At 44.1% G+C, this 25,919-nt stretch carries 27 protein-coding genes; 15 read left to right on the plus strand and 12 right to left on the minus strand.

The genetic code is table 11. The annotated features are described in order from the left end of the window. Positions 1–9 precede the first annotated feature (9 nt). Together recN and ABD128_RS06370 are read left to right on the plus strand one after the other, a co-directional pair. Positions 10–1,662: a DNA repair protein RecN gene (recN, locus tag ABD128_RS06365; protein ID WP_343988185.1), complete on the plus strand. Its 1,653-nt coding sequence runs from the start codon at positions 10–12 to the stop codon at positions 1,660–1,662. Positions 1,663–1,713: 51 nt separating this feature from the next. Further along, positions 1,714–1,929, plus strand: a complete 216-nt coding sequence (locus tag ABD128_RS06370) for an RNA-binding S4 domain-containing protein (RefSeq protein WP_343988188.1) — start codon at positions 1,714–1,716, stop codon at positions 1,927–1,929. 221 nt (positions 1,930–2,150) lie between these two features. On the opposite strand, the gene ABD128_RS06375 is transcribed toward ABD128_RS06370, so the two are convergent. Next, positions 2,151–2,921 carry a hypothetical protein gene (locus tag ABD128_RS06375; RefSeq protein ID WP_343988191.1) on the minus strand — a complete coding sequence of 257 codons (771 nt, stop codon included), beginning with the start codon at positions 2,919–2,921 and terminating at the stop codon, positions 2,151–2,153. A gap of 482 nt (positions 2,922–3,403) precedes the next feature. Continuing rightward, positions 3,404–3,805, minus strand: coding sequence for a ferric iron uptake transcriptional regulator (gene fur / locus ABD128_RS06380; RefSeq protein ID WP_110199813.1), 402 nt, complete (start codon positions 3,803–3,805; stop codon positions 3,404–3,406). 127 nt (positions 3,806–3,932) lie between these two features. Between fur and ABD128_RS06385 the strand changes: the two genes are divergently transcribed. Further along, on the plus strand, positions 3,933–4,247 hold the full coding sequence (locus ABD128_RS06385) for an outer membrane protein assembly factor BamE (protein ID WP_343988196.1): 315 nt from the start codon (positions 3,933–3,935) through the stop codon (positions 4,245–4,247). 75 nt (positions 4,248–4,322) lie between these two features. Here the strand turns inward: ABD128_RS06385 and ABD128_RS06390 are convergent, their stop codons facing one another. Continuing rightward, complete coding sequence (locus tag ABD128_RS06390) at positions 4,323–4,559, minus strand: zf-HC2 domain-containing protein (RefSeq protein WP_343988199.1); 237 nt, start codon at positions 4,557–4,559, stop codon at positions 4,323–4,325. Continuing rightward, positions 4,553–5,167, minus strand: coding sequence for an RNA polymerase sigma factor (locus ABD128_RS06395; protein ID WP_343988201.1), 615 nt, complete (start codon positions 5,165–5,167; stop codon positions 4,553–4,555). The genes ABD128_RS06390 and ABD128_RS06395 overlap by 7 nt, the downstream gene beginning before the upstream one ends. Before the next feature lie 159 nt (positions 5,168–5,326). Between ABD128_RS06395 and ABD128_RS06400 the strand changes: the two genes are divergently transcribed. From ABD128_RS06400 to ABD128_RS06410, 3 genes are all read left to right on the plus strand, one after another. Beyond that, complete coding sequence (locus tag ABD128_RS06400) at positions 5,327–6,844, plus strand: FMN-binding glutamate synthase family protein (protein WP_343988204.1); 1,518 nt, start codon at positions 5,327–5,329, stop codon at positions 6,842–6,844. Between the two features lie 46 nt (positions 6,845–6,890). Next, the gene (locus tag ABD128_RS06405; protein ID WP_343988206.1) at positions 6,891–7,469 is read left to right on the plus strand and encodes an HvfX family Cu-binding RiPP maturation protein; all 579 of its coding nucleotides are present in this window, start codon (positions 6,891–6,893) and stop codon (positions 7,467–7,469) included. Positions 7,470–7,631: 162 nt separating this feature from the next. Continuing rightward, positions 7,632–8,825: an NAD(P)-dependent malic enzyme gene (locus ABD128_RS06410; RefSeq protein ID WP_343988209.1), complete on the plus strand. Its 1,194-nt coding sequence runs from the start codon at positions 7,632–7,634 to the stop codon at positions 8,823–8,825. A gap of 14 nt (positions 8,826–8,839) precedes the next feature. On the opposite strand, the gene ABD128_RS06415 is transcribed toward ABD128_RS06410, so the two are convergent. Then, positions 8,840–9,910: an alpha/beta fold hydrolase gene (locus ABD128_RS06415; RefSeq protein ID WP_343988212.1), complete on the minus strand. Its 1,071-nt coding sequence runs from the start codon at positions 9,908–9,910 to the stop codon at positions 8,840–8,842. A 198-nt stretch (positions 9,911–10,108) separates the two neighbouring features. Here ABD128_RS06415 and ABD128_RS06420 point away from each other — a divergent pair, with 198 nt between their 5' ends. Then, positions 10,109–11,905, plus strand: a complete 1,797-nt coding sequence (locus ABD128_RS06420; RefSeq protein ID WP_343988215.1) for a choice-of-anchor B family protein — start codon at positions 10,109–10,111, stop codon at positions 11,903–11,905. 19 nt (positions 11,906–11,924) lie between these two features. Next, positions 11,925–12,764 (plus strand): hypothetical protein, encoded by an 840-nt coding sequence (locus tag ABD128_RS06425; RefSeq protein ID WP_343988218.1) that lies wholly within the window; start codon positions 11,925–11,927, stop codon positions 12,762–12,764. Positions 12,765–12,771: 7 nt separating this feature from the next. Here the strand turns inward: ABD128_RS06425 and ABD128_RS06430 are convergent, their stop codons facing one another. Together ABD128_RS06430 and ABD128_RS06435 are read right to left on the minus strand one after the other, a co-directional pair. After that, positions 12,772–13,737 carry a hypothetical protein gene (locus ABD128_RS06430; protein WP_343988221.1) on the minus strand — a complete coding sequence of 322 codons (966 nt, stop codon included), beginning with the start codon at positions 13,735–13,737 and terminating at the stop codon, positions 12,772–12,774. After that, the gene (locus ABD128_RS06435; protein WP_343988224.1) at positions 13,737–14,714 is read right to left on the minus strand and encodes a hypothetical protein; all 978 of its coding nucleotides are present in this window, start codon (positions 14,712–14,714) and stop codon (positions 13,737–13,739) included. Before ABD128_RS06435 ends, ABD128_RS06430 begins: the two co-directional genes overlap by 1 nt. A 270-nt stretch (positions 14,715–14,984) precedes the next feature. Here ABD128_RS06435 and rph point away from each other — a divergent pair, with 270 nt between their 5' ends. Further along, on the plus strand, positions 14,985–15,701 hold the full coding sequence (gene rph / locus ABD128_RS06440; RefSeq protein WP_343988226.1) for a ribonuclease PH: 717 nt from the start codon (positions 14,985–14,987) through the stop codon (positions 15,699–15,701). A gap of 108 nt (positions 15,702–15,809) precedes the next feature. After that, a complete protein-coding gene (locus ABD128_RS06445; protein ID WP_343988228.1) occupies positions 15,810–16,490 on the plus strand; it encodes an alpha/beta fold hydrolase in 681 nt (226 codons plus the stop codon). Between the two features lie 67 nt (positions 16,491–16,557). Here ABD128_RS06445 and ABD128_RS06450 read toward each other — a convergent pair whose 3' ends face one another. The 3 genes from ABD128_RS06450 to ABD128_RS06460 are packed head-to-tail and all read right to left on the minus strand — an operon-like array spanning position 16,558 to position 18,279. Next, positions 16,558–17,040, minus strand: coding sequence for an FKBP-type peptidyl-prolyl cis-trans isomerase (locus ABD128_RS06450; protein ID WP_343988230.1), 483 nt, complete (start codon positions 17,038–17,040; stop codon positions 16,558–16,560). Positions 17,041–17,052: 12 nt separating this feature from the next. Further along, entirely contained in the window at positions 17,053–17,475 is a 423-nt protein-coding gene (locus ABD128_RS06455; protein ID WP_343988232.1) for an MAPEG family protein, read from the minus strand. A gap of 18 nt (positions 17,476–17,493) precedes the next feature. Further along, positions 17,494–18,279 (minus strand): SDR family oxidoreductase, encoded by a 786-nt coding sequence (locus tag ABD128_RS06460; protein ID WP_343988234.1) that lies wholly within the window; start codon positions 18,277–18,279, stop codon positions 17,494–17,496. A gap of 135 nt (positions 18,280–18,414) precedes the next feature. Between ABD128_RS06460 and apaG the strand changes: the two genes are divergently transcribed. The 3 genes from apaG (at position 18,415) to ABD128_RS06475 (ending at position 21,006) form a co-directional block, all read left to right on the plus strand. Then, positions 18,415–18,792 (plus strand): Co2+/Mg2+ efflux protein ApaG, encoded by a 378-nt coding sequence (gene apaG, locus ABD128_RS06465; protein WP_343988236.1) that lies wholly within the window; start codon positions 18,415–18,417, stop codon positions 18,790–18,792. A gap of 3 nt (positions 18,793–18,795) precedes the next feature. After that, on the plus strand, positions 18,796–19,617 hold the full coding sequence (locus ABD128_RS06470) for a symmetrical bis(5'-nucleosyl)-tetraphosphatase (RefSeq protein ID WP_343988238.1): 822 nt from the start codon (positions 18,796–18,798) through the stop codon (positions 19,615–19,617). A 522-nt stretch (positions 19,618–20,139) separates the two neighbouring features. Beyond that, positions 20,140–21,006 carry a YicC/YloC family endoribonuclease gene (locus tag ABD128_RS06475; RefSeq protein ID WP_110199846.1) on the plus strand — a complete coding sequence of 289 codons (867 nt, stop codon included), beginning with the start codon at positions 20,140–20,142 and terminating at the stop codon, positions 21,004–21,006. An 88-nt stretch (positions 21,007–21,094) separates the two neighbouring features. Here the strand turns inward: ABD128_RS06475 and ABD128_RS06480 are convergent, their stop codons facing one another. After that, on the minus strand, positions 21,095–21,421 hold the full coding sequence (locus tag ABD128_RS06480; RefSeq protein ID WP_343988241.1) for a HigA family addiction module antitoxin: 327 nt from the start codon (positions 21,419–21,421) through the stop codon (positions 21,095–21,097). Positions 21,422–21,434: 13 nt separating this feature from the next. Next, positions 21,435–24,596 carry a DUF3427 domain-containing protein gene (locus tag ABD128_RS06485; protein WP_343988244.1) on the minus strand — a complete coding sequence of 1,054 codons (3,162 nt, stop codon included), beginning with the start codon at positions 24,594–24,596 and terminating at the stop codon, positions 21,435–21,437. Between the two features lie 288 nt (positions 24,597–24,884). Here ABD128_RS06485 and gmk point away from each other — a divergent pair, with 288 nt between their 5' ends. Both gmk and rpoZ read left to right on the plus strand, forming a co-directional pair. Beyond that, positions 24,885–25,538, plus strand: a complete 654-nt coding sequence (gene gmk / locus ABD128_RS06490) for a guanylate kinase (protein ID WP_343989373.1) — start codon at positions 24,885–24,887, stop codon at positions 25,536–25,538. Between the two features lie 120 nt (positions 25,539–25,658). Continuing rightward, positions 25,659–25,907, plus strand: coding sequence for a DNA-directed RNA polymerase subunit omega (gene rpoZ, locus ABD128_RS06495; protein WP_110199860.1), 249 nt, complete (start codon positions 25,659–25,661; stop codon positions 25,905–25,907). Positions 25,908–25,919 lie beyond the last annotated feature (12 nt).

Here is a 25,919-nt window from a genome sequence, read left to right on the forward strand (position 1 = left end):
ATACTGCCTATGCTCTCAAGTATTCATATCAAAGACTTTGCCATTATCGAACAACTTGATTTGGACCTCCAATCAGGTATGACAGTGGTCACCGGTGAGACTGGTGCGGGTAAATCCATCATGGTGGATGCACTCTCTTTCGCGCTGGGAGCTCGCGCCGACAGTGCCGTGGTGCGAAATGGCGCTAAACGCGCTGAGATTAGTGCCGTGTTTGATATTTCTAAGCTAAAACCCGTACAAAAATGGCTTGAAGAGCAGATGCTAGATGAGGAAGAAGATTGTATTCTTCGTCGCGTCATTAACCATGATGGTCGCTCAAGGGCTTTTATCAATGGCCAACCGGTTAATTTGACTCAACTCAATGAGCTTGGTGATTTTCTAGTGGATATTCATGGCCAACATGAACATCAATCACTGTTTAAACCCCAGATTCACTTACAGCTTCTCGACCGTTTCGCCGATTTAACGCAAGACACTTCACAGTTACGCGAAATTTCAAAACAAATAAGCACCATTTCAACGAAGTTAACTTCTTTTAAGGAATCTTTAAAAGACAAAAACGATCGTCGCGACTTGTTGACGTTTCAGTTGGAAGAGCTTGAAAAGGCGCCGATTGACCGCGCAAAAGATATCGAAAACGATCATAAGCGCGCAGCCAATGCCAGTAAGCTATTAGAGCAAGGGCAACAAAGCTTGATGGCGCTTCACGAAAATGACGACAATCTAGCGAGTCAGCTTGGTCGCATTATTCATATCATCAGCGATATGCAACAAATGGATCAAGGTGTTACTAATACACACGATCTGTTGCAGTCGGCGCTAGTCGAAATTGAAGAAGCTAGCCACGAATTGCGCGACTATATTGAGCATCTCGATATCGATCCAGCAGAGTTTCAGCAGTTAGACCAAGAGCTAACACTATTGCACGACTTAGCGCGTAAACACCAAGTGACAATGGTTGATTTGCCGGAAACTAAGCAAGCCATTGAGCAAGAACTCGAGCAGCTTTCCGGCGACGAGCAAACCTTCGACGAGCTTGAAAAAGAACTCGAAGCTCAGCAATCGAAATACCACAAAATTGCTTCAAAAGTATCGAAAGAGCGTGCTAAATCCGCTAAAAACCTCGAAAAGCAAGTTGTGAAGCTGATGAAAGATCTAGGTTTAGGTAATGGTGTATTCGAAGTTGCCTTGAACCCAGTCGACAAAGAAACCTATAAATCCAATGGCTTAGAAACTGCCGAGTTTATGGTTAGCACTAATCCCGGCCAACAACCACAGCCGCTCCGCAAAGTCGCGTCTGGCGGTGAGTTATCCCGTATCAGCTTAGCGCTACAGGTGATAAACGCACAAACCATACAGCTGCCAACCCTGATTTTCGATGAGGTCGACGTTGGTATTGGCGGTGGCACCGCAGAAATCGTTGGCAAGCTTTTGGCAGACTTAGGCAAGAAGGCGCAAATCCTCTGCGTCACGCACCAAGCGCAAGTCGCCGCCCAAGGCCATCAACACCTGATGGTGGCAAAATCCCAAGACAAGAAAAGCACACAAACCGAACTTCAAGAGCTGGGTACAGAGCAGCGTGTGGAAGAATTAGCCCGAATGATTGGTGGCGTCGAAATAACCGAAACCATCCGGAATCATGCAAGAGAGTTACTAAATTAATAACCTCTACCTCACATATTAATTATTACCTTTAGATTCAGTAGGCCTATTATGCAAACTATCATTATCAACAAAGAACCCGTCGAGCTATTTAAAATCCTTAAGTTTGAAGGGATTGTCGGTAGCGGTGGCGAGGCTAAAACGGTCATCAGCGAAGGATTGGTTAAGCTTAATGGTGCTGTCGAGACTCAGAAGCGAAAAAAAATAGTGTCTGGTGACGTTATTGAATTTATGGATCAGAGCTTTAAGATAACCTTAGAAGACTAATTATTTAGCCCATACAGACGATTTACCGACATTACCAAGCTTACAGCTTGATTCGCTTACAATATTATAGTCACTAGATTCCCCCTCAAGGCCGGAATGACAAGCTTTTGAGGGTCAACCACTGCGTAGCCTCGATTAGCAACGCGTAATCGAGGTTTAAACCCTAGAATAAAGCCCCAAAGCAACAGTCTTTGAGGCTGTTTTAACCTAGATACAGCGTTCTATTTATCGTGTACCACTGAAAACTCGGGTCTATGCTTCATGATTCTAAAGCTTAAACTTTCAACATGCTCATCGAAGCGACTAAATAAATCTCTTAGCTTATCTTCACCTAACCTTTTAGAAGCAAGCTCTTCAAAGCCTGGTTTCGGCTCTTCAAAACCTGCAAAATTCTCACTTGGCATGGCTAGGGTTAAATAGATTCCGTCCATGTCGCGTTCATAAGACCAACCCCAAGATCTCTTCCATCCAATATCCCGCGCCAGATCTGAAATTTCTTTTACAATTGGCCCGATATCAGAGTTTGGTTTTAGTTTATGATGCGTTAAGCGAAGCAGATTGGATTTGGTGTTTTTCGACCAATTACTATTCTTATGATCGAACCAAGAGTAAAAGTGACGACTTAATTTCACATATTTACCCGGCCCATTATTCCAATGGTTAACAAAGTCCTGGTGCACCTCAAGTTCATTGTATTTTTGATGGTCACTCCAGGTAAAACAACAATGTCGGATATAGTAGTCACGCCCAATGACGCCGGTATGCGGTGTAAAAGTGGCCCAATTCCTAGGATCACCTTTGCTTTTTCTAAATTTCGCATGAGCTTCTAAAGCTTTCTCGAACTTGGCTTGATCGGCTCCATCAATTTTAAAATGCCACATTTCTGCCATTGCCGGTGGAGGTTCATCAGCTGCATCGACGGAATGACTCATGAATAAAACAAATGGTATGACTGCCACAAATAGGCAGATAGTTTGGATACGCTTGTACATCGTTAACTCCTTTTTATAACTCAGATAAAAACACACAAGCGCAAGCGTTATATAGAGTTCAAATTGGACTCCAAGGCAAAAAGTATACGCCCAACTGTACAAAAAACAAACAGTCAGTTTTTTTTACAAAATCTTGGATGTTGTCATTGCGAGGAAGTTTGCTATTTCATGACTAGCTGAAATGGCACTTTGGGTATGAGTTCGAATAGGTTTAGTTCGCCCTCTTGATTAAAAGCGAGCTTGCCGCGCTTCGCTTGCAAAGACGAATAGTTAGAAGTGCGAGACTGGAAGGAATACCTTTATGTGTTGTAAATACGCCACGGCTCAAAAACTAGATTTTATTTTGAGGGATGATACAAAATTCAGATTTTGGTGTGAGTGCGCGGCAAGTTCGCCGCGCAACGAGGGAGTGCGTACTCAATGCATGACTGAGTGAGCAGGCGGATTTAACAAAGCAATCGCGCCAAAAGATAATTTTGAGGTTATTTCTTCTTTTTAACGTACAAAACCAAGCTATGCTCCACAATCTCGTAACCATGTTCTTCGGCGATTACGTGCTGTAGGCGTTCGATTTCGTCGTTAATGAACTCCGTAACAGTACCGTCTTCGACGTCAACCATGTGATCATGATGCTCGCCATCGTCTAGTTCGAATACAGAATGTCCGCCTTCAAAGTTATGACGAACAATCAGCCCAGCAGTTTCGAATTGTGTTAAGACACGGTATACCGTCGCTAAACCTACATCATCTCCAGCTTCAAGCAGCATCTTGTAAACGTCTTCAGCACTTAAGTGGCGTTCCTCGGAACTTTCCAGTATTTGCAAAATCTTAACCCTCGGTAAGGTTACTTTAAGACCTGCTTTTCGTAACTGTTTACTTTCCAAAAATACATCCTCCAATAGATTTGAGCGACTAAATGATTATACTAGTCAGCAGATTGTATAGAAAGTAAGTTGGAAAGTTAAATAAGAACCTATAAAATCACAAATAACTCAAGAAATTAGGTAATCCATGAAAAAACTGTTTTGTTTATCGCTACTAATCGCGCTCTCGACGGCTTGTGTTTATACCCCAGCCATCCAACAGGGTAATATTTTACAACAAGAAGAAGTCAATAAAATTGAACCTGGGATGACTAAAGAGCAAATCGCTTTTATTCTGGGTAAGCCGGCTTTGGACACGAATTTAGAAGAAAATACATGGTATTACTTGTATTACATGAAGCCGACGAGTGGTGAAACTCGCTCGAAACGCCTAATTCTTCATTTTGTTGATAATAAGTTAGAGCGCATGGAAGGCACTATTAAGCCGGAAAAAGAATCGTAATTGGACTCTATAGCCATTCTTGCTTTTAAAGAGAGTGGCTAGCCCTTCCACCCTATTTTTCTGCTTTTTCCCGCTCTATCCCTCTGAAACGGCCTTCTGGTAGTTACTTTTCAATTGTTCAAGTTGTTCGGTAGTAGGTTGCTTCATCCGCCAATGTGACAGCATCGTGATTGTTTGCTTGAGCTGCTTGATGTAGCGACGGCAAGGTCCGCAAATCATTAAGTGCATTTTCATCTCAGCTTTTTTCCAAAAATTTAACTCTTGATCCAGGTAGTCAGTACCAAGATCGACAATATGCTTACAACTCAACATTCTCCAGTCCTCTGAAATTTTGCAATAACTCGCTGCATTTTATCGCGCCCACGGTGTAACAGTACTCGGGCATTAGATGCTGTGATCTCCAAGATGTTACATATCGCCTCCATATCAAGTCCGCCTATATCGCGTAAATTTAATAGCTGTTGTTGTTTATCGGGGAGTTTGTCCATGTGTTTCTTGAGGCAATCCTTTAATTCGCCCGCAGACAACAGCTCATCAGGTGAGGATATATCCCACTCTGGGTTTCCATCAGCCCAGCGCCCTTGCTGGGTAAAACGAGTATCGGTTGCCCAGTTTTCGTTGACAGCCTCTAATGACACTGAGCGAGACTCTTTGCGTAGGCGACTTTTCGCTTCATTTGCTGTAATTCGAATTAACCAAGATTTTAGTGCGGATCGTCCTTCAAATTTATTGATTGCGTTAATTGCTGAAATCCATGCTTCTTGCACCACTTCGTCTGCTATCGACGAACCTGCAATAGCGTAAGCTACCGCATACATTGACGAGTGGTACTCTTTAACTACCTGTTCGAATAGCGCGATATCGTTATTCTTTAAACGCTCCACCAGCTCTTTTTCTGGCGGTAATGGTCGTGTTTCCATCGGCTCCTCGGTTTCCAATAAGCAGGTATTTTTGACTTGCTAGTAAGGTCTCTATTAACCTTAGACTAACTAGGCTTATAAATCACTGATTTATACTACAAAACATGGCTATAGCGTAAGATATAAACTCCTTACCAATGATAACCTGAGGAATACTTGATGGAATTTGGCTTTATGGCATTTGCTAAAACCGTGCTTAATTGGATTGGGCTTATTTTCGTTTTAGGGCTAACGCTTTTACTCATTGCCATAGTCATCACCTACATTATTGATAAAACTCAGAAGAAGCATGCCGTTCGCCGAAATTTCCCGGTGATAGGACGTTTTCGTTACTGGTTTGAGCATCTTGGTGAGTTTTTCCGTCAATATTTCTTTACCCTCGATCGCGAAGAAATGCCGTTTAATCGAGCGGAAAGAAGCTGGGCCTATCGTGCCGCCAAAAACGTCAGCCGAACCCTAGCTTTCGGCTCTACTCGCAACTTAACGCCTACTGGCACCGTGATGTTCCTTAACGATCAGTTCCCCACTCTGGAAGAGAACGCGGTCGAATCTGAAGCTCTTTTAATTGGCCCTTATTGCCCAAAACCCTATTTAGCCCCAAGCTTTTTTAATATTTCAGGCATGAGCTACGGTGCTTTATCTAAAGTTGCGGTTCAAGCGCTAGCCAAAGGGGCTGCCAAAGCGGGTTGTTGGATCAATACTGGCGAAGGAGGCTTATCGCCTCACCATCTTTCTGGTGGCGGTGATGTCGTGTTTCAAATTGGTACCGCAAAATACGGCGTACGTAACGATGACGGTACTTTGTCGGATGAAAAGCTGATTAAGGTGTGCTCTCACGATCAGGTCAAGATGATCGAATTAAAGTTAGCGCAAGGTGCAAAACCTGGAAAAGGCGGTATTCTGCCTGGCAGAAAAGTGACCGAAGAGATTGCTAAGATTCGCCACATCCCTGACGGCGAAGACTCCATTAGTCCTAATGGACATCCTGAAATTGATGATGTCAGCGACCTGCTCGATATGATCAATCATATTCGTGACTTAACAGGTAAACCGGTTGGTTTTAAAACGGTTATTGGCACCCATGAGTTTTTGTTTGACCTGTGTGAAGAAATCCATAAACGCGGTATTAAGTTCGCGCCCGACTTTATTACTATCGATAGTGCCGATGGTGGCTCTGGCGCTGCACCACAGCCGTTGTTTGATTATGTCGGTCTTACGATTAAGGAAAGCTTGCCTTTAGTCTTGAGCGTCCTACAAAAACAGGGACTGCGCGATCGTGTAAAAGTTATTTGCTCAGGTAAGATGATCAATCCATCAGGCGTTGCTTGGGCTTTAGCTATGGGTGCAGACTTCGCCTTATCCGCTCGCGGCTTTATGTTTGCCTTAGGCTGCATCCAAGCCCTTCAATGCAACAAGAACACGTGTCCTACAGGCGTCACCACCCATGATCCTGATTTACAAAAAGGTTTAGTGGTGCCTGATAAAGCTGAACGCGTTTACCACTATCATAAAAACTTAGTCAAAGCTGTCGGCGTTATTGCGCACTCTTGTGGTGTGACAGAGCCGCGCGGATTAAAGCGTCATCACGTAAGAGTTGTAACAGAAACCGGTCTATCGACTCCTTTAGATAAGATTCACCCTTATCAAGAAAGCAGTATTCCGACTAAAAAACTCTAAGGAGTCATTTAAAAAATAGCGGAATACCATAACAAGAGGATTTATCATGAGTAATCTAGTTCAAAAATACCATCAGTTTCAGGCTTGTGTGTGTCACTACGTGAAGCACCTAGACGGGATACCGCCACTTCTTTTCCGACTGATCCTATTCTTTCCGCTATACGAAGCTGGGGCACGAAAGTTCGCAAACTTCTCCAGTACCTCAGACTGGTTTGCGAGCCTTGGCATGCCACTACCTGATGTGATGACGTTCTTAGCCGCTAGCGCTGAAATGGTGGGCGGTATTTTTATCCTGATTGGCTTTGCCACCCGTTGGGCGGCGATTCCACTGATCATCACCATGTTGGTTGCAGCGCTTGCAGTACACTGGGATAACGGCTGGTATGCCATCGCTCAGTCGTCCGACCCTGAAGTTGCAGAGCGCTTAAAAATGGGCCGTAGTATTTTACAAGAACATGGCAATTACAGCTGGCTAACAGAGAAGGGTAGCTTTGCAATCCTTCAAAACGGAATAGAGTTCGCTGCAACTTATTTTGCCATGTTAGCCTCGTTATTCTTTACCGGCGGCGGTCGTTACTTCTCGGTCGACTACTGGCTCCGCAAGGTTTTCGCCAAACCGCAATAATCGACTAACGTTTAAAACACTCCAAAAAAGCCGTTAACCAACGGCTTTTCCTTAAATACCCTTGTTTGACGGTGCTAATCCGACCACAAATGGCGTACAATAGGCGTATCATTAGAACGCATCAATTCTCACACCTACAATCATGAGCGAGAAAACATAATCATGAGCGAGTTTTTCAAAAAATCCTTAGATATTCACAAATACTTACGCGGCAAATGGGCAATCAAGAGTAAAGTCCCTTTACAAAACCGCGATGACCTCTCCGTAGCCTACACTCCTGGCGTTGCAGCCGTTTCTAATCACATCGCAAAAGACAAAAACTCCAGCTACCTGTACACAATGAAAGGTAACTCGGTTGCTATCGTTTCCGATGGTTCAGCCGTTTTAGGCCTTGGCGATATCGGCCCAGAAGCTGCTCTTCCTGTGATGGAAGGTAAAGCTATTCTATTTAAAGAGTTCGCCGACATTGATGGAGTGCCACTAGTAATTGATGCAGCTTCCGTTGAAGAAATTGTAACCACGGTCAAAACTATCGCCCCGACCTTTGGCGGTATTAACCTCGAAGATATCGCGGCGCCAAAATGTTTTGAGATTGAAGAAGCGTTACAAGACATAGGTATTCCAGTATTCCACGACGATCAACACGGCACAGCGATTGTACTGTTAGCGGCGTTAATTAACGCTTGCAAGGTTACTGGTAAAGATATTCAGACATTAAAAGTTGTCATTAATGGCGCTGGTGCGGCGGGTACTGCTATCGCAAAATTACTGCGTTGCGTAGGTCATGAAGAATCGGCCTGTATTCCGGTGGAAGATGTTCTTGTGTGTGACTCTAAGGGCATAATTTCCTCAGACCGCGATAACCTTAATCACGAAAAAGAAAAGATTCTAGCTTATACAAACCGTCATAATCGTAACGGCAACTTAATCGACGCACTGCGCGATGCAGATGTATTTATTGGCGTATCAAAAGGTAACTTGCTGACAGGCGACGATATTAAGCTCATGAACAAGGATCCGATCATCTTAGCCATGGCTAACCCAATTCCTGAAATTATGCCTGACGAAGCGAAAGCAGCAGGGGCTTCAGTAGTGGGTACTGGCCGTAGCGACTTCCCGAACCAGGTCAACAACGTGTTGGCTTTCCCTGGAATTTTCCGCGGTGCGTTAGAAGCTCGTGCAACAAGAATTACTGAGGGCATGAAGATTGCCGCAGCGCATGCTTTAGCAGGTGCGGTTAATAAGTTATCACCAGATCACGTTCTTCCCGATCCTCTAAACCGTAACGTCGCACAAAAAGTGGCTGAAGCGGTTAAAGAGCAAGCGATTAAAGAAAACGTACAACGCCCTCTTTAACGCTTTCTTATTGTCTACTTTGAGCAGGCCAACACTTTTTCGATGGCCTGCTCAATCAATTCTGGCTGCGTCATCATCAATAAGTGCTCCTCTGTATCCACCGGCCAATATGCCCCACAATCGCTTGCCTTGGCTAACTCAAAGTACCACTCAATACCTTCTTCGCGCCACTTTGCAATCGATGCTCTAACCGCTTCATCCTCGATAGTCGTTAAATAAGCACTCTCAAAATCCGTATCCAGTACAACCAAGGGTAACTCTGAGTCTAGCGGATGTTTAACTGCTGCTTCTAAATCCTCTTTATAAACGCTAGCCTCTAAAAACTTGTGGATTTGATAATCCCGCGTGTTCCGAATCGCCTCAACCGCATCGTAATAATCCCAGTCCATAAAAGCTTCGAGCTTTTTTGGAATAAGCGTCATTAAATGCTCACGCTCTGCTTTAAGTTTTTCCTTAATTCGCAGATCATATTTACCAGACTCAATATAGTCTTTTAAGCCCTGCCAACCTTTTTTATAGACCTCGGTTTCGCTGGTGTAGTGCTTTATCGAGTGGGGCGTGAGTACGTCAGGGTCGATTAACACCACGCCTCTTGTGCGTGACTTTAGCTGGGGACTGTCGAGCAACAGCTTTAAGGACAAATTCGAGCTGGCGAATGCCACAAAAACTAATTCACGCTGTGAGTCGATAACGTCTTTTGATAATAGTAAGACCTCCAGATCATCAGCGAACTGGCGATAAGACGGCGCTTCAATGTGTTCTGACCATGCTTGTCCAGCACGATCGATGGCGATGGACTGATAGTTTTTGGCAAGGCTGTTTTGTCCGAGACTGGTTTTTGAAAAATAGTTTTGCGCCAAGATCCACCAAGCACTATCACTGTGCCAATTATCGGTTGGCCCAGATAATAAAATTAGTAGAGGCTTCTGCTCAGCTTGCCCTTTTTGATGGTAATGAAGTTGATGACCATTCACCGAAGTTAAGTGACTCTGTAACGGTATCGCCGGCTTCTCCACACCGGCCAGCGCGCCAGCACTAGATACTGACATTAACAGCAACAATCCCCAGACACCTAATTGCTTCATGTTTTTTCCTCATGTTTTTTTGCTAAGCTCTCTTTACCTGAGCACCTTCCACAGAGCACCATTCCAAGAGCCTCCGTCCATAGGCCTTTCTTTATTTCAAAATAATCACTTTTCCTAATCTTTAACAGACATTTTTCATAGAAATAGACATTTTCTTGGTATAGGCTAGAAATTAGACACATTCTGGAGCAAGCCCCCATGAACAAACTGATCCATATTGCCCTGTTAGTTACAGCGCCTTTGGCTTTTATTGCTGAACCTGTATTCGCACACAGTGGTGCGCATCCAATTCGATATGTCGCCGAAGACGGTGTCGACCAAGGCAATTGTTCGCAAGCTAAAAAGCCTTGTGCCTCGATCAGTTATGCGGTCAATCAGTCGAGCAAAGGCGACAAGATTTATGTCGCTTCGGGTCAATATTTTGCTCAAGAGATGGATATCTTCTATTTGTTGAATGACATGGTCGCGGTCAAAGGTGGCTTCTCACAAGAAAATGGTTACCATCAACAAAACCCTGAAAAGAACGTCACAACCATCGTCGGACTGCCCGCTGAATATCGTGACAAGTTACAGAAAAAAGGCTTTCGCCTACTGCAAGACAGTAAGGGCAATCAGGAGTTTCGCGTAAAGCCTGAATACCTCGATATGCTCGACCGCTATCAAAAGGTTAACCAAACCAATAAAAAGCAAATCTCCTGCCAAAATGGTAGCGCGGATGAGTTTCCTTGTTATCAAGTGGATTTAATCTCACAGTTTTCTCTCGCCTCTTTGAGCACTACGCCTTCTAGCGCTAGCGATATTTGGGGTTACGTCGATCTCAATAACAACCGCGAATATGCCGTCATGGGTTTGGTTAATGGCACAACTCTTATTGACGTTACCGATGCAACCAACCCAGCCGAAGTGGGCACTGTTTCTGGCGTTGATAGCACTTGGCGCGACGTGAAAGTTTACCAGTATTTCGACCAAACTAGTGACCGCTATAAGGCTTACGCCTACGTCACCACCGAAGGCCAGGGCGGCCTCCAAGTCATCGACTTAAGCGATGCACCGAATAACATCCAGCTAGTCAACACCATAGATGTCTTCAAAACGGCGCATAATATTTATTTAGGCAACATCGACTATACCAACGGCACTGCGCTTGATGGGCACGACGCTTATCTGTATATCGCTGGTTCAAATTTAGGCAACGGCTCTTACCGTGTTTTTGACTTAGTGGATCCTGAAAATCCCGCACTCGTCACCACGCCGGATTCCACAGGTTATGTCCATGACGCGACCAACCTTATCATCGATGACAATCGAACAGAGCAATGTGCGAACGGCCATAACCCTTGTGAGTTATTTATCGACTTCAATGAAAATACCGTCGATATTTGGGACACTACCGACAAGTCTGCGCCTACAAAAATCAGTAGCACGCCTTACAACGGCGCGAGCTACACACACTCTGGCTGGTACTCCAAAGACAAGAACTTTATTTTCGTACAGGACGAACTTGATGAGCGTAACTTAGACGTGAATACTCGCTTGTATGTGATGGATATTAGCGACTTAACCTCGCCGCAGGTTGTTGGCCAATTCGAAGGACAAACACGCGCGATTGATCACAATGGCTTCACTCTAGGCGACAAATATTATATGTCGAACTATAAGCGTGGGCTGACGATTCTTGATGTTGCGAATCCTGCGACGCCTAAGGAAATTGGCTTTTTCGATACTTACCCTATTCCAGAAGCTAACGACCCACAGTTCGATGGCGCTTGGGGCGCTTACCCTTACTTACCCAGCGGCAACATCCTCGTAAGCGACATTTCTAATGGTCTTTTTGTGCTCAAGGATAACAGCCAAATTGGTGATGAAGGCCCAACGGCAACCGAACCAGAAACACCAATTACCCCACCAACAAGTGGCTCTGGTGGCGGTGGTCCATTGAATATCTTTATTGTGCTGGCCCTAATCGCTATGCTGGGCGCACGACGAAAACGCTAAAACCAACATTAAGAATCTTATGAAAACCATTAATCTTTGGCTGATTATTCTCGGCCTATTAATCTCAGGCTTGCTCGCTGGTAGCAAAGCCGTTGACCACTATGGCGAGCAATATACAGATCAAGCGTTGGAGCGCAGCCTTATAGCCTTCGCCATTGCTCGTGGACTCAACGGTCTGATATCTATGGCACAAGAAGCTGAAATTGCGATGCAACCTGCCGGTATCGGTCTAACGCTGTCGCCAGGTGAAATACTCGATCCGATCAATGATCTGATTGAGCGTTTTTCTTTGGTGATGCTGGTCACGGCCAGCGCACTAGGTATCCAGAAGCTAATGTTATCGATTGGCGCTTGGGATTATTTTAATTACCTTATTATCGCTTTTTGGGCTTTTGCTGCAGGTTATCTACTGTTTAAGCATTTCAAACAACGTCAAGCTAATCCTTTAATTCTTAAAGTGGCACTGTTTCTTGTTTTGGTGCGTTTCGCCACACCGATAATGGCGCTAGGCTCGGAAGCGCTGTATCAAGGTTTTCTCGCTAATAACTACAAAGAAGCGAGCCAAGGTTTGCAACAAACCGAAGCCACAATTCGACAAAATACCCCAGACGATGTGACTGGCGACGAAGAACTTTCTGGGCTCGAAAAAACGAAACGCTGGTTCAGCGACGCCGCCGACCAACTAAACCTCAAAAAGCAAATTGCTTCCTACCAAGAAGCAGCCGAGCAAGCGAGCCAGAGCGTGATTCAGTTAATCACCGTGTTTATTGTGCAAAACATTTTGTTTCCCCTGCTGTTTATATGGCTATTTCTTAAGCTAGGCAGGCACCTTATAAGCAACAAAGAGATCCATCAGTGATCAATTACTAATACTCTTCGATATCGTTAATATACTTCTCTTCAGCAGGTGGATTAGCGGTAACACATTGAACGATGATAGTTCTTAGTATGTTGTACTTCTCAACCGGTAATTCATCTCCCGGCCACAACCAGCGTTTGTTAGAGAACTTACGGCAAAAATGTTTCCAGTCCTCAACCTCTGAGAGTAATCTTTGGGCGGTGTCATAATCGAAGTCATCTTCGTCCTTGAGCCGCTCATTAGGTTCCACTTTTGCTTGGATTTGGTGCATGACCTTCCAGTACCGTAAGTCTTTCTCTGAGAAATACTGACCAATACCACGTCTTTTTATATTGTATGGGCTAAAGTTACTGGCATCACGGTTTCCTGCTTGCTCCATCCACATGATACCCTTCTCAATATCCTGCTCAAAGCCGTTCGTTCCTTTCAGATAATACTCACCGATTGCGCCTTGGGCGATATAATCCCCTCGTTTAGCAGCATCAATCAATAAACGTTTCTTCCTCTCCTTGGAATATGAAGGGCGAGACCAATAGCCACTGGTACCTCCAGCGTGCTCCGTGATTTTTTTGTTAGCCTCCTCCATCAGCTTGACCCACTTATCAAAGTTCTCGGGATCATCCGCATCACGAGCCTGGCCATAAACATTACGTAAATAGAAATAGTAGTCCCCTTTACGCAGGTAAGGCTTTAATGCTTTGATTGCCGATATCTGCCCCTCAAAGTCGCTGTGTGTACCTTTGAGCCATATCCATGCTGCCAGTGCATCAGCCTGTTGTTGGTTAACCTTATCGCTGACGCAATGTGGGATCTTCTCCCACGGCAAATAAGCATAATCATCTAAGGTAATACATAGGTAAGCGTGTTTTAATTGGTCAGCTTCCTCTACGGTTAGTCGCTTATCATTAGGATTCGTAGCACAAGAACTCAACAAAGAGAGCACAGCCAAGACTAAAACAACTCTTAAATGCATTAGAAACGTCCTTTTGTAGTTACGGTATTCTTATCGGCTTTTTGGAATAACAAGGTACGGTCTTCTGTCACTAACCACCCGTAGGCTTTTAAATCTTCAGAAGAGAAGTTGTTAGAGTCGCCTTTCGCTGTGAGCGGAATACGGCTGGTACTACGCTCAAAAGGCGCATGATACCTTGCCATAAGTTCACTTTCATGCCTTTGGTCATTAGCAAACACCTTGATAAACAGCTCGGTATCTTTTCGCACCTTTTTGCGCCAACGCTTTTCTCCATGAGTATGAATCGTTTCTTTCGCTCTAGCGCCATTGACCATATTATACTTGGTAGCAAAGCCTTGCGGTGCTGGACGAGTGGCCACGCTCAACAAAGGCAGGCCTTGAGTTTCAATAATCAAAGCGTATTGGTTTACTGGACCTTTAGTAACGTAAATCGCCGAGACGTATTCAGCACCTGCATGGACATCAGCTCCAATCGTAACGCCACCTTTATCAGTCATCCGGTGAAACTCTGGCGCTACTCTTAATAGAAAGCGGTCAAGTGCTTCTTCGGGATAACTGTAGACGGGATTGGAGTAATAAAGCTCGTCATAAGTATAGCCATTATTAGCTATCGACCACTGTTGAGTCAGACTAATACGACTCCCCGTCCACGGCTTACGGAGACCTTTAAGTTCTCTGGCAGACTCTATCTGTAGTTGATTAAGCTTCTTTTGCTTAATTACCTTTAATTCCAAGAGACCGTCAGTCAACTCAATATAAAGCTTGTGGCTTCCTACAGAGCCTACGTTGCTCTTAGTGATACAACTCATCTGGTTGTTAACACTGGCTTTACCTGATGGCGATAGCCTATCTATAACTTGTTGAGCATCTTTTGATATGAGAACGCTTGATCCTCCCAAGCACTTCAGCCCTTTAAAGGCTGGACTAGTGAACGGTTGGTAACTCTTTTTAACGGTAGGATTAATAAGTGCTGTCATAGACCGTGTCCTTATGTCTTTTTCTGGTGTTCTTCCGACTAATACTTGTTATGGATAATTAACCCTATTATGTTAATCCACAAAGTCAATAAACGCACCCATTATTTGAGATGTATTTCAAAACAATAGTTTATACAAGCTTTTGAAGCTACTAGTAGTTACTCATCGTAATAACCTTAGCTTAGATAAGGTTTAAGCATAGGAATACCCCACGAGTTTCCGTATAATCTTTTAGCAATTATTCCAGTATTTTCATAAAGAGGAGTCTTTATGCGCCCTAGCGGTAGAAGTAGTAACCAATTAAGACCCGTCACCATCACACGCAATTACACCAAACACGCCGAAGGCTCTGTGTTGATTGAGTTTGGTGAGACTAAAGTATTATGTACTGCCAGCGTCGTCGATAGCGTTCCACGCTTTCTAAAAGGCAAAGGTCAGGGCTGGCTAACGGCCGAGTATGGCATGCTGCCACGTTCGACTCATAGCCGTATGGATCGTGAAGCATCGCGTGGCAAGCAAGGCGGTCGTACCCTTGAAATCCAACGACTAATCGGTCGCTCTTTGCGTGCGGCTGTGGACTTAAAGCAACTCGGCGAGCATACGATTTACCTCGACTGCGACGTTATTCAAGCGGACGGTGGAACTCGAACCGCCTCGATCAGCGGTGCTTGTGTAGCTTTACATGACGCTCTGTTTACCATGCGCCAGCAAGGAAAAGTCAAAACCAACCCGCTTAAGCACATGATTGGCTCTGTTTCAGTGGGTATTTACGAAGGTTCGCCAGTTTTGGACTTAGACTACCCAGAAGATTCTAGCGCCGAAACAGACATGAACTTGGTTATGGACGAGCACGGCGGTTTCATTGAAATTCAAGGAACGGCTGAAGGCGCGACCTTTAGCGGTGACGAATTGATGCAAATGCTAGAGCTTGGCAAGCAAGGTATTCGCGAGATTTTCGATATCCAGAAAAAGGCTATCGCTAGCTAATCGGTATAAACTAGCGCTGCCAATTGTATCTCAGCAAGTGGTAGCGCGACTTATCATCCCCTATAAATAATAGTCTTAAATAAGGGTTATAAACAAAAGGAGCTTTTGATGAAACTAGTGATGATCCCAGGCCTTAACGGCAACGATGCTTTTTTCATCGACTTTATAGCACACCTCGAGATTGAAACCTTATTTATTCCACTGCCCGAGGATTGCCCACAAGATCACGAAACCCTCGCGCACCATATCGCACCAGAGCTTCCCAAGGAGCCTTTTGTTCTCCTTGTCGAATCTTACGCAGGTTCGATAGCGCCCTATCTCAACGCTATGCCAGAGATTCAACTCCAAGGCATTATCTTCTTCGTTAGCTTGTTAGCACCACCCAACAAGATGCTTCTTGAGCTGTCTAAGTTTATGTCTGCTAAAACGGTCTTAAAGTTGCCATTTGCAGAGCAGCAATTGGCGAGTACATACTTGAATAATGATGCGACGCCAGAGCAGGTAGAATTTGTCAAAACGGTGATCGAGAATATTCCAGAGCATATCTTAAAAGAAAGAACAGAAGTGCTAAAAACTATTGGTAACTTCCCACCGCAGCCACCAGTACCCGTCGCTTATGTAGAAGCCAGCAACGATAAGGTGCTCAACCAACGGGCAAAAGATAGCATCGCTAAAGTTTACCCTGGCGCTCGAAAATATCCGATGGAAGGCAGCCACTTTTTGCTATATACCAAACCAAAAGAATCTGCTGAATTGGTTACTAGGATTGTTACTGAATTTAGGAGTTAGGTTTAATGCGTATGTCGAACTCTATCTAACTATAAGCTCTCAAGTCATACGCATACATTATCCCTGATTAATGTCCGCAATTGCCATCTTGATGCACGTGGCCGTGGGCAATTTCTTCATCAGTACCTTTGCGTACCGATAACACTTTAACCTCAACTTTGACCGCTTTCCCCGCCAGCGGATGATTCGCATCGATAACCACGATATCGTCACGAATTTCACGCACGATAACGGCATGCACCCCGTCACTACCTTCGGCGGCTAAGCGCATACCTTCCGTTAGATTCTCTACTTCACCAAATGCCTCTTTTGGCACTTCAGTTCTCAAGTCCTCTTCATAAGGACCGTAAGCTTCTTCAGGCCCCAGCTCCACTCGGATCTTTTGCCCGATGGCTTTACCGGTTAACTCGCCTTCGAGCCCAGGCATAACTTCGCCGTGACCATGCAAATACACCCAAGGGCCGCCCTCTTTCGAGCTTTCCCAAACCTTACCGTCAGTATCCATCAGTTGATAATCCAGCTCAACCACACTATTTTTCTCAATCTTCATGCTATAACTCGCCTAAAATAAAACAATGTCTAAAATTAACACAATCCAAATCGCCGCCAGGGTAAAGTAGCCCAAAATAAAGGCCTTGAAGCGATGAAACACATTATTGTAACCGCAATGAATATACGCATGCACCACACGACACGCGACATATAGCCAAGATAAACCAAGCAACCACACGCTGGCGCTATTGGTCAGGATGGCGATCACTACCGCCAAATAAAATAACACAGGCATTTCAAACAGGTTCATAAAATGATCAGCGGCACGATTGTCTTCCATCAGCTTAGTCATACCTTGACGCGATGCTGTTTTCTGTGGGTGCAGCCGTTGTTCACGGTAGTACCGAAAGCGACGTCGCGCCATAATCACGGCTACTGAGAAGGTTAAAATCACCATCACAAAAACGGGCAGTAAAATTGGTTGGAAAGCCATGTTGAACACTCCTAGGGATTAACCTTGTACTTTATCTATTGCTAATGACGCCCATGCTTGTGACGTTGGCATCAGCTCAATCGAATTAATATTCACGTGTTGCGGTTGCTCCGCCGCCCATATTACCGCTTCGGCAATATCCTCAGCTGTTAATGGCTCAGTGCCCTTATAGACATCATCAGCTTTGTCTTTATCACCACCAAAACGAACTAGTGAAAACTCAGTCTCAGCTAAACCCGGCTCAATATTGGTCACGCGAACCTGAGTGCCTAATAAATCCGCTCGAAGGTTTCGCGTAAACTGTTTAACAAAGGCTTTTGTAGCGCCATAGGCATTACCGCCGGGATACGCATAGTTACCCGCAATAGAGCCGATGTTAATAATGTGCCCTAATTTACGCTCCACCATCCCCGGTAACAACTTGCGCGTCATTAAGTACAAACCCTTGATATTGGTATCAACCATGCGGTGCCAGTCGTCAAGATTTGCTTTATGTGCTGGCTCTAGGCCTAACGCTAATCCCGCATTGTTAACCAATATATCAATTTCAGAAAAGCCTTCCGGCAGACTATTGATCATCGAGTCTATCTGCTCTTCCGAGGTAACATCCATTGGCAATACATACACACAGCATTGGCCAAATTCCTGCTCTAATTCGGCTTTCAGTTGCTCAAGACGCTCTTTACGACGCGCCGCCACAATAACTTTATGACCTTTCTCCGCAAAACGTCGTGCCGTTTCTAAGCCGAAGCCTGAACTTGCGCCAGTGACCATCACCGTTTTTTGTGATTTTTTTGATGCCATATCTATCCTTACTCTTGCTACGATAAAAACTTACTACGATAAAAATAATCTAAATACTACCACAGGCTTGCGCCTAACACAGTTACATTAGAGAATGGTAACAAAGCACTGACAACCTAGGTTAATCCTTAAACAATGTCACAAGAGTACCAATTTCAAATAACAGTCAACACACAATACATCGAAGAGCAGTCTGAGCCTGACAATGAGCGCTTTGTTTTTGGCTACACCATCACCATCGAAAACACCGGTGAATTAGGTGCAAAACTAGACTCCAGACACTGGGTCATTACTGATGCCAATGGCGAAGTTACCGAAGTTCAAGGTCAGGGTGTTATTGGCGAGCAACCCTTTATCGAGCCTGGTAAAAGCTTCCAATACTCCAGCGGCGCCGTTATTTCGACCCCGATCGGAACAATGGAAGGCGACTACAAAATGATTGGCCAAAACGGTACCGAATTTAAAACACCAATTCCCGTCTTTAGCCTAGCTGCGCCTGGGGTTTTGCACTAAACCATGGCGACCTACGCAATTGGCGATATTCAAGGCTGTTACGATGAATTTCGCCAGCTGTTAGACAAAATACAGTTTAATCCTGCCAGCGACCGAGTTTGGCTCGCTGGTGACTTGATCAGCCGAGGCCCCAAGTCCTTAGAAGTTCTAAATTATATTTATGAGCATCAAGATCTGTTCGAAATTGTCCTGGGTAATCATGACCTGCATCTATTAGCCGTTTATTACACAAAAAGTAAGCTCAATAAAAAAGACGACCTAAAACGTATTTTAGAAGCTGAAAACTGTGAAGAGTTGATGGATTGGCTAAGACAGCAACCCATGGCGGTTTACGACAAATCACTCAACTTTCTGATGACCCATGCTGGCGTCCCCCCAGGCTGGAGCCTTAAGCAAACCCTTGCCTGCGCCTATGACTTAGAGGAAGCTCTTACTGATAAAAAGTCAGCCATAGACTTTTTCAAGCACATGTATGGAAACAAGCCAAATCGTTGGCAGAAGTCATTAAAAGGTATCGAACGTCTACGATTTATCACTAACGCCCTAACTCGAATGCGTTTTTGTCACGCCGATGGCTCTCTCGATTTTAAAAGTAAGTCGCCGCCAGGAAAGCAAGATAAAAACCTATACCCTTGGTATGAGATTAGCGAAATCCAAAGTGAAACTCGCGTCGTCTTTGGCCACTGGGCAGCCCTTCAAGGCAAAGCTAAAGAAAAAAACATCTACGCCATCGACACAGGTTGCGTCTGGGGAAATAAGCTCACCGCCTTACGTTTAGAAGACCAGAAGCGCTTCTCAGTTCCCGCCATCAAAAAATGGGCGTAAGGTTACCCTCGTCATAACGAGGAAGCCTGCGACTAACACCTTATCCCCACTCATCATCGCGAGGGAGCTTTCGACCGCCACACTCTGCTATACCCCGTCATCGCGAGGGAGCCTGCGAACGTGACGATCTCTATCACAAAACGCAACACCTTATACCATCAACACTAAAAGCGAGATTGCTTCGTTCCACTCGCAAAGACGAGCAATAGATGTGAGATCGCTTTGTTCCACACCACAGGCATTGCTTCCAGTTCTCGCAAAGACGTACCTTTTACGTCATCGTGATGATATTTAGCACCACCCCTTTCCCCGTCATCGCGAGGGAGCCTGCGACCGTGGCGATCTCTATAACAGATCGCAATGCCCAACATTACCCCCGTCCTGATTAAACTATCGCCAACTTCGCCAAATATCGTTACAATTACAGGCTTTCTGTATCGATTTTCGTATTAGCCCTATAAGTTGTATAGCTCTAATACACCATCGTATTGAGCCATTGTTCGAATCGGAGTTTATACTCGTATGTTAAAAAGCATGACCGCCTTCGCCCGCCAGCAGTTCGCTGCCGAGTGGGGTAACGTAACCTGGGAAATCAAATCCGTTAACCAGCGTTTCCTAGAGCCTAATTTCAGAATGCCAGAGTCATTCCGCCACCTAGAATTCGAACTGAGAAACGTTCTTCGTAAGCGCCTAAACCGCGGAAAGCTCGACTGCACCTTACGCATCGAGATGAATCCGAAGCACGCTGGTCGCATGAAGCTTGACCAAGAAATGGCGCAGCAACTGCTTACCGCCCACGAAGAATTACAAGTCTTAGCGCAAGACAACCAATCCGCAGACTTAGTGCAACTAATGCGCTGGCCAGGGCTTTTACAGCAAGAAGAAACAGACACTAACACCATGGAAAAGGACGTGAAACAAGCCTTTTCTCAGGCCGTAGACCAACTGATTGAAGTGCGTCAACGTGAAGGCGAAGCCTTAGCTGCCACTATCGAGCAACGCCTAAAGGGCATTTCAGAAGAAGTCGCCAAAGTGCAACAGCAGATGCCAGACGTTATAAAGTGGCAACGTGAGCGTATTATAAACCGTTTCGAAGAAGCCAAGGTCGAACTCGACCAAGAGCGCCTAGAGCAAGAAATGGTCTTCCTCGCACAAAAAGTTGACGTCGCCGAAGAAATCGACCGCCTCAATACTCATGTAACCGAATGCCTACGCCTGATCAAAGACAAAGGCCCAGTCGGCCGTCGACTTGACTTCCTCATGCAGGAATTCAATCGCGAAGCCAACACCTTAGGCTCAAAATCGATTAACGCAGACATCACCAACAGCTCTGTCGAAATCAAAGTCCTCATCGAGCAAATGCGCGAACAAGTGCAAAACATCGAATAAGACTTAAAATTACAGCACCAACAAAAAAAGCCCCGAAGTGCCGAAACATTTCGAGGCTTTTATCTTTTAAGCTTTGTTAAAGTAACTGCTAACTTACCGTGGCTTCATTCCTAGTCGTTACATCCAGTTTTTTAACACCTTGAGCTTCTTTTGCGTAAGCCTTGTGGCGAACATCCCACAGTTCCACAGCATGTTGAATATTTAACCAAAACTCTGGCGTGTTTCCTAAAGCAGTAGCTAGCTTTATCGCCATCGGCGCGGTCAGAACCCCTTTATCATTAACGATCCGACTCAAACTATTCCGATGCACGCCCATAGCTTCTGCTAACTCTTTTTGCCCGATACCAGCTGGTTCTAAATACTCACTCAGTAAGATTTGACCAACAGTGATAGGGCGACGCTTTGTATTCCTCATGATACTTAACTCCTTAAGATCCTACCGCTAACTTGGCAGCATCTTGCCATAAATAAGCTGGAAGTTTATTTTTCAATTTCCAGGTTATATCCATTGGCTGACTATTTTCATACTTTACAAAGTCACCCTCTCCTAAGTTGATAAAACCCTTTGTTCTTCCATTCTCATCTTTTGATTTTTCTCTTACAAATAATATAACTATTTGTCCGCTTTCACGCTGTTGTACGTAACTCAAACCCTTCCCTGTATCCGGCCTAGCACTATTTTGAGACTGCCAATGAAACAACTCATCACTAATAGCATAGTCATGGTACATGGTGGTTGGCGTGAATTGTTCTTCAGATTTGTTTAATGTTACGAATAATAACTCTGTATTTTGCTCAGCAAGATTTAAAACACCTTCTCGGTGCAACGTTTGCTGACCCCATGTTGATTTTCCGTAAGCCACCATTATATGGTCCTTTGGGTGCCTAGAGTGCAACCCAATCACAGGGTAAGCCTCATTGATAACTTCTTTTTTGTCTAACCGGTTAAGCAAAATCTCTATAACGTCTTGCAACTCATTTTTCAGGAGTTCTACATTAAGAGCCTTTAAACTATCTTCTAATGTGTTAAAGCCTAGCTCTTCACCTGGTTTACCCCAGAAGTCATAATGACACATCAACGCAAAACTTTTCTTTTCTTCGGTTAAATCTAGTAACTGTATATTAAAATCTTTATCTATAAGCTCCGTTATAAACTCAAAGTAAGATCTAGACTCACACCCCAGTAAGCGGTTAGAAATAGCCCTGTAATAAGCTTTCCGAACATCCTCAAGTGCTTCAGTTTTAGAGTGACCAGATGCTTCAAGTAAGTAGTTCCATCCTCCAAGCCCCCGGTTCTGCACTTTATAAACATTCTCTAAGCTTACATTTTCATAAAATGATAAGAAGTTTGCTAAATTTAGTTCAGCCGTCGCGTTATGGCTATAATTTTTGATCAGCTCTATTAGTCGCGTGCTATTAACAATTGCATTACGTATATTTGTTAAAATTATTTCTTTAGCGCGTCTTTGCAAATCAATAGCACAACCTAGAGGCAAGTTAGGAAAGTCACCTTCAATCTCTTTCTTTATTGATTGATCTGTTTTGCCGACTACAGCTCTAAACTTCTGCGTGTAGTCATACTCTGGTCTTGAGTTACCCACAAAATCTAAAATAGTACAGCACTCTTTCTCTGGAGTTAGCCTTAGGCCACGCCCTAACTGTTGTAAAAAAATTGTCAAGCTCTCTGTTGGCCTTAAAAATAGCAATGTATCGAGCTCAGGAATGTCGACACCTTCATTGAAGATATCTACAACAAACAATACTTGGATATCCCCCAGTCTCAAACTTTGCTGTAACTCAGTTCTTTGCTCTGAATTGTTAGCTGTGAGATATGCTGATGCAATCCCAGCTAAATTAAACTTTTTCGCCATATATTCAGCATGTTCCTGACTCACACAAAATCCTAGTGCTTTAATCTTTTTGGTATCTGTAATAATTTCATCCATTGAAAGAAGTATCTTATTAACTCGTTGGTCATTGTGCGTATATAGGTGGGTTAATTGCCCAACATCATACTTTCCATTGCTCCAAGCTATTTTCCTTAAGTCTGTTTCATCATCAATGGCAAAGTACTGAAAAGGACATAAGTGCCTTTGATTAATTGCTTCTGGTAGTCGAATTTCAGCAGCGATCACCCCACAAAAATCGTTAAGAATATTTGCTCCATCATGCCTCTCAGGAGTTGCAGTCAAACCTAATAGGATTTTAGGCGTAAAGTACTCTAACAGTTTCCTATAACTGTTCGCTGAAATGTGATGGACTTCATCAATCACTATATAATCATAGTAGTCACCACTGAGGTTTAGCTCATCGAGGTTTCTATTGATTGTCTGTATCGATGCAAATAAGTGCTTATAGTTGTTTGGCATATTTCCATCGCCGTATAATTCTCCAAACTCCGAGTTCCTTAGAACTCCTCGATAAGCAGTCCTTGCTTGTTTTAGTATTTCTACCCTATGAGCAATAAATAGAAAATTACACTCAGGGTTCTCAGCATAAAACCTCTTAAAATCCAAAGCCGAGATAATGGTTTTGCCAGTACCCGTAGCCGCAACTATCAGATTTTTATATCGCTTATTATAGCTTCTTTCGTACTCAACCTTGTCGAGGATCGCTTGCTGGTGGTGATAAGGTTTTATATCAAAGAAAAATTGATTGCTTGATATGTCTTGGTTTCCGCTAGCTTTTGATAATGCCGTTCTAAGTTTTTCTTTATCAGTATCGCCATTATCGAAACATTCGAATTCAGGCGATTCCCAATACGTCTCGAAGGTATGAATAGATTTATCAATGATATGCGGGATTTCCTGCGACGTTATTTTTAAATTCCACTCTAAACCGTTGGTCAAAGCAGAGCGTGATAAGTTTGATGAGCCAATATAACCCGTATGAAACCCTATGTTCCTTAGAAATAAGTATGACTTAGCATGCAACCTTTCTCGATCAGTGTTGTAGCTAAGTTTGACCTCAACATTCGGCAAGCCCGCTAAATACTCAACAGCTCTAGCATCTGTAGCGCCCATATATGAAGTTGTTATGATCTTTAACGATTTACCGCTTCGTGCAAATTCTTCCAGTTCTTTTTTGAAGATCCTTATTCCGGCCCATTTTATAAAAGATACTAACCAGTAAATTTCGTCAGCTGACCTTATTTCACGCTTTATCTCCGACTCAAGCGATAAGCCGGCATTACTGCCACAAAATAACTCGCTTTGCGAAAGCCCGGTCTGAGGCATCACTTCTTTTAAGTACATAGCCAAATCGGGCGCGACAGGGTTAACTCGCTCTAGCACACCTTCTAGTATCTTGCCTTCTGCTGCGATGAGATTATCTTCTAAATCAACATTTTGGATATTCTCACTTATCCACTTTATAAAGCTGTTTGCTAACTCAACTTGCTGTTGCACTCGGTCTGGACTATTTGGAATGGAGTCAATAGCGATACCGATAACCTTTGAGAGTGACCGGGACAGCCATACAGAAGCTTCTGCAGCTTCAACTTTTCTCTCTCCAATATAAAACCTATCGGCATCAAGCTTTGTGCTTAACATTTCAGTTACAAGCTTTTCATACAGTCCTGAAGTAACCATTTATCCTCTTCGCTATAATTGTTTTCTACTTTGAGCTATCCCTTGTTATTTGGAACAGTTCCCTCTTAACGACACGACTAAAGCGCTGATATTTTCTTTTATCGCCCCCCAATCGAAAGAAGTTCTATCCTAATGGGGATTTTGGTTATTATCTATACCGTTAGTCGTTTAACTTATGTTATCATTACCGACTTTGCGCTCTATGCAATCTTCCCTTTGGTTTTCCGAGCAATTTAGCCCATATTTGAAGGCTTTAGGGGACTTTTGACTCAATTGATTTTCGAGATTATGACGGCAACGACTACTCAAAACAGTTCTCAAAGCACGGCTAAAGGCACTTTATATGTGGTTTCGGCACCTTCGGGTGCGGGTAAAACGAGCTTATTGAAAGCGGTTTTAGGTCAGATGCCGGAGTTGAAGCTGTCGATTTCACACACGACGCGCCAACAACGCCCGGGTGAGGTGAATGGGAAAGATTATCATTTTGTCACTGTTGAAGCCTTTCAACAGATGCTTAAGGAAGAAAGCTTTTTAGAGCACGCCGAGGTTTTTGGCAATTATTATGGTACCAGTCGCGTGTGGCTCGAGAGCCAGCTAGAGCTGGGGCATGATGTTGTTCTAGAAATCGACTGGCAAGGCGCGCGTCAGGTCCGCGAGTTGATGCCTGAATGCCGCAGTATTTTTATTCTCCCGCCATCGCAAGACGAGTTACTTAGCCGTTTAACGGGGCGTGGGCAAGATAGCGAGGAAGTGATTCAGTCGAGAATGGCTGCGGCTCATCGTGAGATTGAGCATTTCGATGAATACGACTATATCGTTATTAATGATGATTTTGATTTAGCGTGCAAAGATCTGTCGGCTATTTTTACAGCGCGACGCTTACGCAAGGAAAGTCAGCTCGTTCGACAGCAGGCTTTGCTCGCTGATCTGCTAAATCAGTAGGTTTTATTGCGCTAGGCTATTGTTTAGCGCCTATTTTTGGTTACACTATTCTGTAGGTCATTGAATAGTGTTATAAGAGATTATTAGCGCGGGTTTTCCGCAAGGTTGTTGAGGTAAGTTATGGCACGAGTAACAGTACAAGACGCGGTAGAAGTTGTTGGTAACCGTTTTGATTTAATTATGTTGGCAGCAAAGCGCGCTCGCCAGTTGGCTAATGGCACACACGACCCTAAAGTTGAGTGGGATAATGATAAGCCGACTGTTGTTGCATTGCGTGAAATCGAAGAAGGCTTAACAACAGCCGAAACGGTAGCAGCCGACGAACGCGCTGCTGAGCAAGAGCAGGAATCTCGCCCAGTATTATTCTAATTGGCTAGAATA

Origin of the sequence: Kangiella japonica (assembly GCF_039523535.1) — a bacterium.
Lineage (GTDB): Bacteria > Pseudomonadota > Gammaproteobacteria > Enterobacterales > Kangiellaceae > Kangiella > Kangiella japonica.

Bases quoted from the DNA above. Each gene is read 5' to 3' on its own strand.
- ABD128_RS06410 (WP_343988209.1), top strand. From the start codon at position 7,632: ATGAGCGAGTTTTTCAAAAAATCCTTAGATATTCACAAATACTTACGC.
- ABD128_RS06470 (WP_343988238.1), top strand. From the start codon at position 18,796: ATGGCGACCTACGCAATTGGCGATATTCAAGGCTGTTACGATGAATTT.
- ABD128_RS06400 (WP_343988204.1), top strand. From the start codon at position 5,327: ATGGAATTTGGCTTTATGGCATTTGCTAAAACCGTGCTTAATTGGATT.
- ABD128_RS06445 (WP_343988228.1), top strand. From the start codon at position 15,810: ATGAAACTAGTGATGATCCCAGGCCTTAACGGCAACGATGCTTTTTTC.
- ABD128_RS06460 (WP_343988234.1), bottom strand. From the start codon at position 18,279: ATGGCATCAAAAAAATCACAAAAAACGGTGATGGTCACTGGCGCAAGT.
- ABD128_RS06425 (WP_343988218.1), top strand. From the start codon at position 11,925: ATGAAAACCATTAATCTTTGGCTGATTATTCTCGGCCTATTAATCTCA.
- ABD128_RS06475 (WP_110199846.1), top strand. From the start codon at position 20,140: ATGTTAAAAAGCATGACCGCCTTCGCCCGCCAGCAGTTCGCTGCCGAG.
- rpoZ (WP_110199860.1), top strand. From the start codon at position 25,659: ATGGCACGAGTAACAGTACAAGACGCGGTAGAAGTTGTTGGTAACCGT.
- ABD128_RS06480 (WP_343988241.1), bottom strand. From the start codon at position 21,421: ATGAGGAATACAAAGCGTCGCCCTATCACTGTTGGTCAAATCTTACTG.
- ABD128_RS06415 (WP_343988212.1), bottom strand. From the start codon at position 9,910: ATGAAGCAATTAGGTGTCTGGGGATTGTTGCTGTTAATGTCAGTATCT.
- ABD128_RS06390 (WP_343988199.1), bottom strand. From the start codon at position 4,559: ATGTTGAGTTGTAAGCATATTGTCGATCTTGGTACTGACTACCTGGAT.
- ABD128_RS06485 (WP_343988244.1), bottom strand. From the start codon at position 24,596: ATGGTTACTTCAGGACTGTATGAAAAGCTTGTAACTGAAATGTTAAGC.
- ABD128_RS06375 (WP_343988191.1), bottom strand. From the start codon at position 2,921: ATGTACAAGCGTATCCAAACTATCTGCCTATTTGTGGCAGTCATACCA.
- ABD128_RS06420 (WP_343988215.1), top strand. From the start codon at position 10,109: ATGAACAAACTGATCCATATTGCCCTGTTAGTTACAGCGCCTTTGGCT.
- ABD128_RS06455 (WP_343988232.1), bottom strand. From the start codon at position 17,475: ATGGCTTTCCAACCAATTTTACTGCCCGTTTTTGTGATGGTGATTTTA.
- ABD128_RS06405 (WP_343988206.1), top strand. From the start codon at position 6,891: ATGAGTAATCTAGTTCAAAAATACCATCAGTTTCAGGCTTGTGTGTGT.
- apaG (WP_343988236.1), top strand. From the start codon at position 18,415: ATGTCACAAGAGTACCAATTTCAAATAACAGTCAACACACAATACATC.
- ABD128_RS06430 (WP_343988221.1), bottom strand. From the start codon at position 13,737: ATGCATTTAAGAGTTGTTTTAGTCTTGGCTGTGCTCTCTTTGTTGAGT.
- rph (WP_343988226.1), top strand. From the start codon at position 14,985: ATGCGCCCTAGCGGTAGAAGTAGTAACCAATTAAGACCCGTCACCATC.
- ABD128_RS06385 (WP_343988196.1), top strand. From the start codon at position 3,933: ATGAAAAAACTGTTTTGTTTATCGCTACTAATCGCGCTCTCGACGGCT.
- gmk (WP_343989373.1), top strand. From the start codon at position 24,885: ATGACGGCAACGACTACTCAAAACAGTTCTCAAAGCACGGCTAAAGGC.
- ABD128_RS06450 (WP_343988230.1), bottom strand. From the start codon at position 17,040: ATGAAGATTGAGAAAAATAGTGTGGTTGAGCTGGATTATCAACTGATG.
- ABD128_RS06370 (WP_343988188.1), top strand. From the start codon at position 1,714: ATGCAAACTATCATTATCAACAAAGAACCCGTCGAGCTATTTAAAATC.
- ABD128_RS06395 (WP_343988201.1), bottom strand. From the start codon at position 5,167: ATGGAAACACGACCATTACCGCCAGAAAAAGAGCTGGTGGAGCGTTTA.
- recN (WP_343988185.1), top strand. From the start codon at position 10: ATGCTCTCAAGTATTCATATCAAAGACTTTGCCATTATCGAACAACTT.
- ABD128_RS06435 (WP_343988224.1), bottom strand. From the start codon at position 14,714: ATGACAGCACTTATTAATCCTACCGTTAAAAAGAGTTACCAACCGTTC.